Below are 13,022 nucleotides of genomic sequence, written 5' to 3' on the forward strand. Positions count from 1 at the left end.
CGGCCGTGACGAACCGTCCCGGCCTGCTCACACGGGCATCCACTGGGCGAGGTACTCCCGTTCCGGCCCGGTGAGCCGGCGCAGGCGCTGGGTTTCGATATCGAAGGCGGCCAGCTGGGTGGTGGCGGTGACCGCGGCCGGCGAACCGGGCGCGGCCCCGGCTGCGCGTACCTCGTAGGCGACGGTGAAATCGACGGCACGCAACCGCTCGATCCACATCGCGATATCGAGCGGGGTGTCCTCGTGCCGGAGCTGGTCCCGGTATTTGACGTGCAGATCCGCCAGGACGCAGCCGTTGCGCAGCGCCACGGTCGGCCGGTCGTCTTCGAACAGCCACGGGATCCGGGCTTCCTCCAGCAGCGTCACCATACGGGCATGGTTGACATGCTGGAACACATCCATATCCGACCAGCGCACGTGTACGGACGTGTGGAAGCGGGGCGCCGGGGCGGCCGCCTCGGCATCCGCCACGTCGCCCGAAATTGCGTTTGTCACCGTGGTACCTCCGATTGGGCGCCCACCCCGCTCACCATGCTGCGCACCTGCCGCGCCGCAACCGACAATGTGGCGAGATCGTGGGTTCCGGATTCGAACAGCTCCGCCAGTGCCGCGCGGGCGCGGCCCAGCCGGGACTGGTTCTTGGACTCCCAGTATGCAATCTTCTCGTCCGCGCTCTCCTCCGGGTCGCCACCGGAGAGCACATCCAAGGTGAGCGAACGGAGCGAGCTGTACATATCGTCACGCAGCGCGAGCCGGGCCAGCGCGTGCCAGCGATCGCCGCGTTCCAGGTGGCTCACCGCCTCGAGCAGCCAGTCGATCTTGAGGTGTTCGTTCAGCGCGTAGTAGAGCGCACCCACCTCGTCGCCGGAACGATCGGTGATATCGGCGATATCCACGATATCGAGCAGGGGGAACAGATGCAGCAACCCGAAGACCTCGGTGGCCAGGTCGAGCGGCGCGCCGCGGGCGACCAGATCGGCGGCGTGATCGGTCAGCGTGCTGACATGGTGACCGCGCAACCAGCCCGGCACCTTCGGCGCCAGGTCCCGGATACCCACACAGTACCGGTTGATCTCCGCACCCACGGCGATGGGCTGGGGGCGGTTGGTGAGCAGCCACCGCGACGCCCTGTCCAGGGTGCGTTTGGTTTCCAGTTCGAGCTCATCGCGTACGCCGACACCGGCGTCGGCGGCGCGGATGCGTGCCCAGATATCGTGCAACCCGAAGATTTCGGTGACGGCGGCGAATGCCCGCACGGTATCGGTGGCGGTGGCGCCGATCTCCTCTTGCAGCCGGAACGTATAGGTGAGGCCACCGTAGTCCACCACCTCGTTGGCGATCATGGTGGTGACGATCTCCCGGCGCAGCCGGTGCTTCTTGATGGCCGTGGCGAACCGTTCCCGCAGCGGTGTCGGGAAGTAGTCGGGCAGGCGTGCCCCGAAATAGGCGCTGTCGGGCAGATCACCGGACAGCAGATCGGCTTTGAGCGCCAGTTTCACATGGGCCAGCAGATTGGCGAGTTCGGGTGAGGTGAGCCCCGATCCCTCCTCGAGCCGGCGTTTCAGCACGATATCGGCCGGCAGCGCTTCGAGGTCACGGTCCAGGCCCCGGCTGGTTTCCAGTTCCTCGATCAGGCGCCGGTGCACATTGAGCATGCGCGCGGATTCGGCCCGGGAGATCCCCATCAGATAGTTCTGCGAAACGTTGTCCCGCAGCACCAATTCGGCGACTTCGTCGGTCATTTCCGCGAGCAACGGATTGCGGTCGACGATATCCAGCTCACCGGCCGAAACCACACCGTCGAGCAGAACTTTGATGTTCACCTCGTGATCGGAGCAATCCACGCCGGCGGAATTGTCCAGCGCATCGGTGTTCATCTTCCCGCCGTTGCGGCAGAACTCGATCCGGCCCAGGGCCGTCACACCGAGATTTCCGCCCTCACCGATCACTCGCACGCGCATCTTGTTCGCATCGACCCGCACGCCGTCGTTCGATTTGTCGCCGGCATCGGCATTGGTCTCGGTACTGGCCTTGATATAGGTGCCGATACCGCCGTTCCACAGCAGATCCACCGGCGCGAGCAGAATGGCGCGGATCAAATCCGGCGGCGACAGCGAAACCACGTCGTCGGCCAAGCCGAGTGCGGCCCGTGCCTGCGCAGATATCGGAACCGCTTTCACCGTGCGGTCGTAGACGCCGCCACCCGCACTGATCAACGACCGATCGTAATCAGCCCAACTCGACCGCGCCAACCCGAACAACCGCGCCCGCTCCGCAAACGACGACCCCGCATCCGGATCCGGATCCAAAAAAATATGACGATGATCGAACGCCGCCACCAACCGAATATGCTCCGACAACAACATCCCGTTACCGAACACATCCCCACTCATATCCCCCACACCCACCACCGTGAAATCCTGCGACTGCGTATCCACCCCCAACTCCGCGAAATGCCGCTTCACACTCTCCCACGCCCCCCGCGCCGTAATCCCCATCGCCTTGTGGTCATACCCCGCCGAACCACCCGACGCAAACGCATCCCCCAACCAGAACCCATACCGCCCCGCCACATCATTGGCGATATCGGAAAACGTCGCCGTCCCCTTATCCGCAGCCACCACCAGATACGTATCATCACCATCCCGGCGCACCACCCGCTCCGGCGGCAATACCTGTCCCCCGGCAAGATCGACGTTATCGGTGATATCCAGCAGCCCCGAGATGAAAGTGCGGTAGCACTCGATTCCTTCCGCCGTACGCGCCTGCCGGTCGGCGGCGGCGTCACCGGTCGCGGCCGGCGGACGTTTCACCACGAAACCACCCTTCGCACCCACCGGCACGATCACCGCATTCTTCACCGCCTGCGCCTTCACCAAACCCAGAATCTCGGTCCGGAAATCCTCCAACCGATCCGACCAGCGCAAACCACCCCGCGCCACCGCACCGAACCGCAGATGCACACCCTCCACCCGCGGCGAATACACGAAAATCTCGTACTTCGGCCGCGGCTGCGGCAATTCGGCGATTTCCTGCGGCTCGACCTTCACCGAAATGAAGTCCCGGGCCGCACCGTCGGCGCCGGTGACGTAGTAGTTGGTGCGCAACGTGGCCCGGATCAGCCCGAGCATGGCCCGCAGGATACGGTCCGCGTCCAGGCTCACTACCTGATCGATCCGCTCACGCACCCGCGCTTCGAGTTCGTCGGCGTGCTCGGCGGAATGGCTGTCGGGGTCGAACCGGGCGGCGAACAGTTGCGCGAACAGCCGGGCGGTATCCGGATAGGTGTGCAGGACCCGGGCGATATTGACCTGGCTGTACGGGAACCCGGCCTGCTGCAGGTATTTCGCGTAGGTACGCAGGACCGAGACCTCACGCCAGGTGAGTCCGGCGCGCAGAACGAGTTCGTTGAGTCCGTCGGCCTCGGCGCGGCCGTACCAGAGCGCGTCGAAGGCATCGGTGAACCGCCCGCGGACCCCGTCGGCCGGTGCGGTTCCGACGGCAGCCCGGATACCCGGTGCCACCTCGAGCAGTTCGGCGTCGAGATCCTGGTCCAGCGCGGCCCGCAGCAGCTCCGGGCTCGCGAGCAGGCCGAAATCGTAGATCCAGCGTTCACCGGCCCCGCCGTCGCCGTCGGCTTCGCGCCGGATCCGGTACGGCCGTTCGTCGAGTACCTCGACACCGAGACTCTGCAGCACCGGCAGAACCTGGCTCAGTGAGATCCCGGCGCCGCCGATGTACAGGGTGAAACGCCAGGAACCGGCGGGCGCGCCGGAGACCCGGTACAGATGCTGGTCGATATTGCCCGGCTGCAACCGCTCCAGGCGGTCGATATCGGCGAGTGCGCGCTCGGCGGTGAAATCCTGTTTGTACCCGTCGGGGAAGGCCTCGCAGTACCGGCGCACGATACGCGGGTCCAGGACGGCCGATTCGCTCACCGCGTCGTTGAGATGGTCGTCCCAGGTGCGGCTCGCTTCACCCAGCAGATTCTGGATGCGCAGCCGCTCCGATTCCGAGACGTCCGCGGCAGCGGAGATCCGCACCGGTTCGGCGGTATCGGCACCGGGCAACCGAATCGTGAAATACACGCTGGCGAGCTCACTTTCGCTCACCCGCGCCGAGTAGTCGATCGATGCGCCGCCGAGTTCGCGGACCAGGATGTCCTGCATCTCGAGCCGGACCGCGGTGGTGTAGCGGTCACGCGGCAGATACACCATCGCGGCGACGAACCGGCCGTAGGGATCGACCCGCAGGAACAGCCGGACCTGGCGGCGCAGCCCCACATTGAGTACCGCACCGGCGATCCGGCGCAGCGTGGCCGCATCGCAGGCGAACAGTTCGGTGCGCGGGAAGCCCTGCATCACCTCGAGCATCGCCTGGCCGGAGAACGAATCCAGGTCGAATCCGCTGCCCGTGATGGCCGAGCGGACCCGGGTGCCCACCACGGGTATGTCGAGCACGTTCTCGTGCAGTGCGGTCACCGTGAAGACCCCGATGAAAAGGTGTTCGCCGCGGAATCCGCCCGTGCTGTCCAGATCGGCCACCCCGATGAAGAACGGATAGACCGCCCGCTGCATGGTCACCGGAACCAGGCCCTGGGTCATCCGCAGCAGCCGCGGCACGCCCGTGCCGACGGGCACCTGGAAGCCGGTACCGGTGCCCGGGTGCAGGACGCCCAGTGCGGAATCCGGAACCAGCTCCGGCCGCGAGCCGCCGGGTTCGCTGCGGTAGCGGGCGTAACCGAGCACGGTGAAATTACCGGCGGCCATCCAGCGCAGCAGCCCCGCACAGTCCGACGGCGCGATATCGGCCTCCCCGGTTTCCACGGTGTCACCGGCCCGGTCCAGCCCGGCGGCGAGATCGTGGAGCAGGGCGTGAATGGCATCGGTATCCCTGCTCACCTGCCGCACATCGCCGATAACGCCCGGTACGGCGGCGGCGATCTCGTCGAGGAGTTCGGCGCTGGTCGCGCGGTGCAGTTGCAGATGGATCCAGGATTCGCGGGCCACGGAGGACCCGTTGCGGTCCTGACCGGCGAGGTGGGGACGGGCGGCGAGCAGCCGCCCGCCGGCATCGCGTTCCACCGTGACGATGGGGTGGATGACCTCGCGCACCGTACCGCCCATTCGGGTCAGCAGGGCGGTGACCGAATCGACCAGCATCGGCATATCGTCGGTCACGATCTGCACCGCGGCTCCGAGCCCGGTCCCGTCGTCGGGATGATGCACGCGCACCGCGCCCTGACCCGGTTGCCGGTTCAGGGCCAGCGCAAGGTGAGCCCGGAAGGTGAGTTCGGCAGCGGTGACCTCACAGTCCGCCTCGTCGGTCCCCACATGCCGGAAATATCCCTCCTCGAGGGCGGGGAGCCCGGCACGTAAGGTGTCCGGCAGTTCGGCAAACCATGCCTCGCTGGACAATTCGGACGAGACCGTCATTTCCCACTCCCTTGGATGCGGATCTTCGGACACACCGATGCCGCCCCGAGGGTAGTCCCGCACCCGGGTAGCGGGAAAAGATCCGCGGCGTTACCCGCGGGTCAGTTTGCGATGTGTCACGCGATGCGGCCGTGCGGCTTCCGGTCCGAGGCGTTCGATCTTGTTGGCCTCGTAGGCCTCGAAGTTGCCCTCGAACCAGAACCATTTGGCCTCGTTGTCGGCGTCACCTTCCCAGGCGAGGATATGCGTGCAGGTGCGGTCCAGGAACCACCGGTCGTGGGAAATGACGACGGCGCAGCCGGGGAACTGTTCGAGGGCGTTCTCCAGCGATCCGAGGGTTTCCACGTCCAGGTCGTTGGTGGGCTCGTCGAGCAGGATCAGGTTGCCACCCTGCTTCAGGGTGAGCGCCAGGTTCAGGCGGTTGCGCTCACCACCGGAGAGCACACCGGCCGGCTTCTGCTGGTCCGGGCCCTTGAACCCGAACGCGCTCACATACGCCCGCGACGGCATCTCCTGCTGGCCGACCTCGATGTAGTCCAGCCCGTCCGAAACCACCTGCCACACCGTCTTGTTCGGGTCGATCCCGGCCCGGGACTGGTCCACGTAGCTGAGCTGAACCGTATCGCCGACCTTCACGATGCCGCTGTCCGGTTCCTCCAGACCGACAATGGTCTTGAAGAGGGTGGTCTTACCCACGCCGTTCGGGCCGATGACACCGACGATGCCGTTACGCGGCAGCGTGAACGACAGGTCCTTGATCAGCTGGCGGTCGCCGAAGCCTTTGTCCAGGTGCTCCACCTCGACCACCACACTGCCCAGCCGCGGGCCGGCCGGGATCTGGATCTCCTCGAAATCCAGCTTCCGCATCTTCTCGGCCTCGGCGGCCATCTCCTCGTAGCGGCCCAGGCGTGCCTTGTTCTTGGCCTGGCGGGCCTTGGCGCCGGACCGCACCCAGGCGAGCTCTTCCCGCAGCCGCTTCTGCAGCTTCTGGTCCTTCTTGCCCTGGACGGCGAGGCGTTCGGCCTTCTTCTCCAGGTAGGTGGAGTAGTTGCCCTCGTAGCGAATGGCCCGGCCCCGGTCGAGCTCGAGGATCCAGCCGGCGACGTTGTCGAGGAAGTACCGGTCGTGGGTGACGGCCAGGACAGCGCCCGGATACTGCGCCAGGAACTGTTCGAGCCAGAGCACGCTCTCGGCGTCGAGATGGTTGGTCGGCTCGTCGAGCAGCAGCAGATCGGGTTTGCTCAGCAGCAGTTTGCACAGCGCGACACGGCGGCGCTCACCACCGGAGAGGTTGGTGACCGGCTCGTCCGGCGGCGGGCAGCGCAGCGCGTCCATCGCCTGCTCGAGCTGCGAGTCCAGATCCCAGGCGTCGGCGTGATCGAGATCCTCCTGCAGTTTGCCCATCTCGTCCATGAGCTCATCGGAGTAATCGGTGGCCATGAGTTCGGCGATCTCGTTGAACCGGTCCAGTTTGACCTTGATCTCGCCGAGGCCCTCCTCGACATTGCCGCGAACGGTCTTCTCCTCGTTCAGCGGCGGCTCCTGCTGCAGAATGCCGACGCTGGCACCGGGCGCGAGAAAGGCTTCGCCGTTGTTCGGCTGGTCCAATCCGGCCATGATCTTCAGCACGCTGGATTTACCGGCGCCGTTGGGGCCGACGACGCCGATCTTGGCGCCGGGAAGGAAGTTCAAGGTGACATCGTCGAGCACGACCTTGTCGCCGTGCGCCTTACGAACCTTCTTCATTTGGTAGATGAACTCAGCCATAGCGATCACCCTATCCGTCAAACATCGGTGCGGTTTCACACGTCGGCGTTCACCGGCCGGTCGCCGGGCGCCGTTTCTTTCATCGAATGGTCCTGGTCCCCCGCCACCCCTACGGCGACCGGCTCGGTGTCCGGACCCGCCGCATTGTCCCCGGTCACCATCGCATAGCCCGTCCGGCGGCGCACCACCTGGGCGGTGCAGCGGGTGAGGTCGGGCCCCACGATATTCGCCCGCATCTCCAGATCCCGCCGATCGATACCGTCGCGCGAGCGGTACTCGTTCGACCGGAGCTGGCCTTGGACGATCACCGGGTCGCCGCGGTGGATGGAGGCATCGACACCGGCCACCAGCCGCCGCCAGCAGCTCACCGTCAAGAACAGCACGCCGTTGTCCACCCATTCCCCCGACTCGCGATCGAGCCGCCGCGCGGTACTCGCCAACCGGAAGCTGAGCATCTGCTCGCCACTCGGCAGGTCGCGCTTGACCGGATCCGTCACCACGGTACCCACAATTGTCGCGATAGTTTCGTACACGAGCCCACCCCTTCGTCGTGCCCGGTGCCGCCGGGCCACTTCACGCCCCCGGCTTGCGGGGATGTATTCATCGTGTCCGCCGCCGCGCCACCGTGCCGGACGGAATCGCGATCTGTGGACAACTCCCGCCCGCCGCCGAAATTGTGGACAACCCGCGCTTCACCCGGCGGGGGTCAAAGCACCGGAAGCTCGGTATTCGCGCCACACAGCACGATCACCGGCCGCTCCCCCCGCGGCGGAACGTACGCACCGCTGAGGATCGCGGCCAGCGCCACCGCACCCGACAACTCGACGACGATCCGGAACTCCCGCCACAGATAGTCCCGGGCATCGGTGATGGCGTCGTCGGTGACCAGCACCGAACGCACGCCGTAGCGTCGCGCCACATCGAACGAGATCTCGCCCAGCCGCGACGCCCCCAGCGCATCGGCGGTGATACTGGCGACCTCGACGTCCACCGGCTCACCCGCGGCCAGCGCGGAATGCAGGGTCGGAATACCTTCCGGTTCGACCCCGACGACCTCCCGGCGCCGCCCGGCCGCCGCCGCGATCCCACCGATCAGCCCGCCGCCGCCGACGGCGACCAGCACGGGCGGGCGGCCACGCACCTGTTCCTCGAGCTCGAGCCCGATCACGCCCGCGCCGGCCACTACGGCGGGCAGGTCGTAGGCGTGCAATTGCAGCGCTCCCCGTTCCGCGGCGATCTCCCGGGCATGCTCGTAGGCCTCGGCGTAGGTGGTCCCGTGCCAACGCACCTCCGCCCCGTGCGACCACATCGCCGCGACCTTGGTATGCGGCGCCGATTCCGGCACCACCACCGTGCACGATTTGCCCATTCCGGCCGCGGCCAGGGCCGCCGCTATTCCGGCGTTCCCGCCGGAGGCGATCACCACATGTTCGGGGCAGACCCGCTCCGAGAGCAGCGCGTTGTAGCTACCGCGCACCTTGAACGTGCCGCCGTGCTGCAGATATTCCAGTTTCAGCGTCACCGGCACCGGACCACCCGGCCCCGGAACGACGGTATGGAAGACCGGGGTCTTGCGGATATACCTGCCCAGGCGCCGGCGGGCCGCCCGCACATCGGATCGGTAGATACGCCGCAGCGGTTGCACGGGTGTCAGCGGGGTTTTCTGCTCGGTCATCTACCTTACTGCCCGATCTCGCTTGGCCAATTCGGCGAACATGGCGTTGTGCGCGGCCAGTTCCGCGTCGTCGTCGCGTTCCGCGGCCCGGTCGGTGCGACGGGCCAGCTTTTCGTCGCTGCGCGACCACTGGATCAGTAGTGCCAGCATCACCACGACCAGCGGTACCTCGCCACTGGCCCACGCCAGGCTGCCACCGGTGCGCTGGTCGCCCAGCAGATCGGCATGCCAGTCGAGACCGAGACCGCGGTAGAACCAGCCGCCCAGCACGGTACTCATCCCCATCAGCACCACGCCGAAGAACGCGTGGAACGGCAGCGATCCGAACACCATGCCCAGTTTCGTGAGCGGCTCCACCCGGCGGGGTTTCGGGTCGATCCCGATCACCACCCAGTAGAAGAGGTAGCCGCTGACCAGGAAATGCAGGTTCATCAGCAGATGTGCGGCGTGCGAATCGACGAACGTGTCGAAGATCCCGCCCAGGTACAGCGCGTAGAACCCGGCCACGAATACCACCGATGCCACGATCGGGTGGGTGAGGAACCGGGAGACAGGGTTGTGCACGGCCGCGAGAATCCACTCCCGCGGGCCCGGCGCTCCGGTGCGACCCGCCGGGGGCAGTGCGCGTAGCGCGAGCGTCACCGCACCACCGAGCGCGAGCAGGATCGGGGTGAGCATGGACAACGCCATATGCGCGCCCATATGGACGCTGAACATCGCCGGCGCGTAGCGGCCGACACCGGACGAGGTCGTGAACAGCAGCACGGCACAGCCGAGCAACCAGGCGAGGGTCCGCCCCATCGGCCAGCTGTCGCCGCGGATCCGCAACCGCCGGACACCCAGCAGATACAGGACCGCGAGCACCACCGCGAGGGTGCCGAAGATCAGATCGAACCGCCAGTCGAACAGCAGCCGGGTGACGGTCGGCGGCCCCGCCAGCTCGTACCCGAGTTCCACTTCGACCGGGGTGGGCACACTGGTCGGCGGCGGAGGCGGCGTACGCCCCAGCCCGACGGCCAGGCCCATGGTCGCGGCGAAGATCAGCGTTTCCACGCCCGCGAACCGGATCAGCGCCCGCCGGTTCCCCGGTGCGGCGGCCAGCGCGGGAAGCGCCGACCGGCGCTGGAAGTAACCCACCACACCGAGCACGACCAGTGCTGCGGCCTTGGCGAGCACCAGGCGCCCGTAGGTGCTGGTGAACAGTTCGCCGGCCGGCACCCGGACCCAGGCGTTCACCACACCGCTCACCGCGAGCACCACGAACGACGCCGCCGCCAGCGGCGAGAACCGGCGAGCCGCCAGACCGGTATGGGTACCGTCCCGCAGTGCGTGCACGAGCAGCGCGACCAGGCCGCCCACCCAGACCGCCGCGGCGATCAGGTGCAGGATCAGGCTGTTGGTCGCCACATCGTGCGCTCCGCCCGAGGACGAATGGCCGGTCAGCGCCAGCGGCATCATCACCGCGATCGATCCGGCGAACAGCACCGGTGTCCAGCCCCAGCGCAGCGCGAGCCGGCACGCGATCGCCAGCAGCAACGCGCCCACGGCGGTCAGCCGCCAGGTTCCGGCCAGCTCGATCCGGTCGATCACGCCCCACAGGTCCTGTGGTGCCAGGACCTCCGATACCGGCCGGCCGGTGCTGTCGGAGACCGTCAGCGGCACCAGCAGCGCCGCGCAGACCGCCCAGGCGAAGGCCAGCCCCGAGGCCCGCCGCACCGCGCGATATCCGCCGGTATCGAGCAGGCCGCTGCGCTGCGGCGGTACCAGGAAGGCGGCGAACAGCAGGGCACCCACGGTGAACGCGGCCAGCAGATCGGCCAGCGCCCGGACGGCGGGCAGGCCGTAGGTGGTGAGCGGACCGGGATCGGGGATGCCCAGCAAGCTGAGGGCCTGAGCCGCCGACGCGCTCACCACGAGGATCGCGACCAGCGCCGCCAGTGTCCCGGCGAGCACCGTCAGTGCGCCCGTCACAGCCGCCGGAGCGCCCGGCCGACCGGCCTCGGCGGCGGGATCGGCGGCAGGGGCCTGGACTGACGACATAGCTTCGAGAGTAGTTCGGCGAGCATCGGTGGGCCCGGCGGGGCTGTTTCCGGGCAGCCCAAAACAAACGATCCGATCGATCGCTACACTTTTCGGCTGGACAGCGCGGCCGTTGTCCGCCATGGTGGAAACACTGCCTCCGTAGCTCAGTTGGATAGAGCAAGGGCCTTCTAATCCCTAGGTCGCAGGTTCGATTCCTGCCGGGGGCGCTCCACCCACCCGACTGAGCTGTTCGGGCCAGTCGGAGTGGGTGTACCCATCTCGGCGCCGCCCAAACCGCCCGATTCACAGCAATTCCGGGCTCACGCCCGGGCGGCGATACCTTCCGGCGCCACACCCGGCAGGCCCTCGCGGCGGCTGGCCTAGGGTGTGCCAATGGGTTTGCCTTCGCCTACCGCCGACAGCCGCGCCGTCGTGACCGGGGCCTCATCCGGGATCGGGGCCGCGCTGGCCGCCGAACTCGCCGGCCGCGGCTATTCGCTCATCCTGGTGGCCCGCCGCGGCGACCTGCTCGACGAACTCGCCGACCGGCTCACCCGCGCCCACGGCATCACCGCGGAAGTCCGCGCGGTCGATCTGGCCGATCGGGAGCGGCGAGCCCCCTTGACCGAAGAGCTGGCCGGCCGCGATATCTCGATCCTGTGCAACAACGCCGGTATCGCGACCTTCGGCCCGATCACCGGCCTCGACCCGGCCTACGAGCGCGCCCAACTCGAACTGAACGCGGTCGCCGTCCAGGATCTGACGCTGGCGGTCCTGCCCGCCATGCTGGCCCGCGGAGCGGGCGGCATTCTGGTCAGCGGTTCGGCGGCCGGCAATATGCCCATTCCGCACAACGCCACCTACGCGGCGAGCAAGGCGTTCGCGAACACCTTCGCCGAATCCCTGCGCGGAGAACTGAAGGACACCGGGGTGCATGTCACATTGCTGGCTCCCGGACCCGTCCGCACCGAGACCCCCGATCCCGCCGAAGCCTCCATCGTCGACCGCATGGTCCCGGATTTCCTGTGGGTCTCCGCCGAGTACACCGCACGAATTTCGATCGACGGGCTGGCACGCAACAAGATGCGGGTCGTGCCCGGCCTGATCGGCAAGGGGATGAGCGCCGCGGGGAACTACGGCCCGCGGGCGGTCACGGCTCCGGTCGCGGGCGCCTTCTACAAGAAACTGGGCGGCTGACCGGTCACGGAGCGAGTCGTTCACAGATCGTGACCGCCGCGATTGCACCGCGGCGACAGCCTGGCTGATTAGGGTGGGACGAGTGTCCGACAAATTAGTGGTGTGGATGGATTGCGAGATGACCGGTCTCGATCTGGTCACCGACAAACTGATCGAGGTAGCCGCCCTCGTAACCGACAGCGAACTGAATGTCCTCGGTGAAGGGGTGGATATCGTGATCCACGCCGACGATGCCGCGCTCGCCGCCATGCCGCAGGTGGTCGCCGAAATGCATGCCCGCTCCGGTCTCACCGAGGAAGTCCGCAAATCCAGCGTGACCCTCGCCGAGGCCGAACAGCAGGTCGTCGACTACATCAAGCAGTACGCACCCACCGCGGGCGTGGTGCCGCTGGCCGGGAACTCCATCGCCACCGACCGCGGTTTCATCGCCCGGGATATGCCGTTGCTCGACCGGCACCTGCACTACCGGATGATCGACGTGAGCTCGATCAAGGAACTGTGCCGGCGCTGGTACCCGCGTATCTACTTCGGCCAGCCGGAGAAGGGCCTGACCCATCGCGCGCTGGCCGATATCCGGGAATCCCTCCGGGAGCTCGAGTACTACCGCCGCACGGTTTTCGTACCCGCGCCCGGGCCGTCGACCGCGGAGATCACCGCGATCGCCGCCGAGGTCAGCGCCCGGGCCGCCGAGGAGGAGAACGCGTCCCGCGGGAGCGCCGCATCGTCCCAGGTCACCGCCACACCGGAAACCGATTAGCTAACGACGGGGTGAACAAGCTAGTATCTATGCCGCCGGTGCAAATCGGCGATGGTGAGTGTAGTTCAGTTGGTAGAGCACCAGGTTGTGATCCTGGCTGTCGCGGGTTCGAGTCCCGTCACTCACCCTGAAAAGCCCGAGGGCCACCGGCCCTCGGGCTTTTTCATTT

8 protein-coding genes and 2 tRNA genes are annotated in these 13,022 nt (G+C 67.2%); 4 read left to right on the forward strand and 6 right to left on the reverse strand.

The genetic code is table 11. From position 1 onward, the window contains the following. Positions 1–27: 27 nt before the first annotated feature. The 6 genes from ACQEVO_RS24120 to ACQEVO_RS24145 all read right to left on the reverse strand — a co-directional run bounded on the left by ACQEVO_RS24120 (position 28) and on the right by ACQEVO_RS24145 (position 10,917). Complete coding sequence (locus ACQEVO_RS24120) at positions 28–495, reverse strand: acyl-CoA thioesterase (protein WP_432917234.1); 468 nt, start codon at positions 493–495, stop codon at positions 28–30. Next, a complete protein-coding gene (locus ACQEVO_RS24125) occupies positions 492–5,435 on the reverse strand; it encodes an NAD-glutamate dehydrogenase (RefSeq protein ID WP_432917237.1) in 4,944 nt (1,647 codons plus the stop codon). The genes ACQEVO_RS24120 and ACQEVO_RS24125 overlap by 4 nt, the downstream gene beginning before the upstream one ends. Before the next feature lie 90 nt (positions 5,436–5,525). Next, positions 5,526–7,202: an energy-dependent translational throttle protein EttA gene (gene ettA, locus ACQEVO_RS24130; protein WP_432917240.1), complete on the reverse strand. Its 1,677-nt coding sequence runs from the start codon at positions 7,200–7,202 to the stop codon at positions 5,526–5,528. Between the two features lie 35 nt (positions 7,203–7,237). Beyond that, the gene (locus tag ACQEVO_RS24135) at positions 7,238–7,735 is read right to left on the reverse strand and encodes a single-stranded DNA-binding protein (RefSeq protein ID WP_432917243.1); all 498 of its coding nucleotides are present in this window, start codon (positions 7,733–7,735) and stop codon (positions 7,238–7,240) included. A 173-nt stretch (positions 7,736–7,908) separates the two neighbouring features. Beyond that, complete coding sequence (locus ACQEVO_RS24140; RefSeq protein ID WP_432917246.1) at positions 7,909–8,877, reverse strand: threonine/serine dehydratase; 969 nt, start codon at positions 8,875–8,877, stop codon at positions 7,909–7,911. Beyond that, positions 8,878–10,917: a cytochrome c oxidase assembly protein gene (locus tag ACQEVO_RS24145; RefSeq protein WP_432917249.1), complete on the reverse strand. Its 2,040-nt coding sequence runs from the start codon at positions 10,915–10,917 to the stop codon at positions 8,878–8,880. It abuts the gene before it with no gap. A gap of 135 nt (positions 10,918–11,052) precedes the next feature. Here ACQEVO_RS24145 and ACQEVO_RS24150 point away from each other — a divergent pair. The 4 genes from ACQEVO_RS24150 (at position 11,053) to ACQEVO_RS24165 (ending at position 12,980) form a co-directional block, all read left to right on the forward strand. Then, positions 11,053–11,126, forward strand: a tRNA-Arg gene (locus tag ACQEVO_RS24150). Positions 11,127–11,292: 166 nt separating this feature from the next. After that, entirely contained in the window at positions 11,293–12,096 is an 804-nt protein-coding gene (cmrA, locus tag ACQEVO_RS24155; protein WP_432917253.1) for a mycolate reductase, read from the forward strand. Positions 12,097–12,178: 82 nt separating this feature from the next. After that, positions 12,179–12,853 (forward strand): oligoribonuclease, encoded by a 675-nt coding sequence (gene orn, locus ACQEVO_RS24160; RefSeq protein WP_432917256.1) that lies wholly within the window; start codon positions 12,179–12,181, stop codon positions 12,851–12,853. 54 nt (positions 12,854–12,907) lie between these two features. Further along, positions 12,908–12,980 (forward strand) — tRNA-His (locus ACQEVO_RS24165). Positions 12,981–13,022: the final 42 nt, after the last annotated feature.

Origin of the sequence: Nocardia sp. CA-290969, from assembly GCF_050936135.1 — a bacterium.
Classification (GTDB): domain Bacteria; phylum Actinomycetota; class Actinomycetes; order Mycobacteriales; family Mycobacteriaceae; genus Nocardia.

Bases quoted from the DNA above. Each gene is read 5' to 3' on its own strand.
- ACQEVO_RS24125 (WP_432917237.1), bottom strand. From the start codon at position 5,435: ATGACGGTCTCGTCCGAATTGTCCAGCGAGGCATGGTTTGCCGAACTG.
- ettA (WP_432917240.1), bottom strand. From the start codon at position 7,202: ATGGCTGAGTTCATCTACCAAATGAAGAAGGTTCGTAAGGCGCACGGC.
- ACQEVO_RS24140 (WP_432917246.1), bottom strand. From the start codon at position 8,877: ATGACCGAGCAGAAAACCCCGCTGACACCCGTGCAACCGCTGCGGCGT.
- ACQEVO_RS24145 (WP_432917249.1), bottom strand. From the start codon at position 10,917: ATGTCGTCAGTCCAGGCCCCTGCCGCCGATCCCGCCGCCGAGGCCGGT.
- cmrA (WP_432917253.1), top strand. From the start codon at position 11,293: ATGGGTTTGCCTTCGCCTACCGCCGACAGCCGCGCCGTCGTGACCGGG.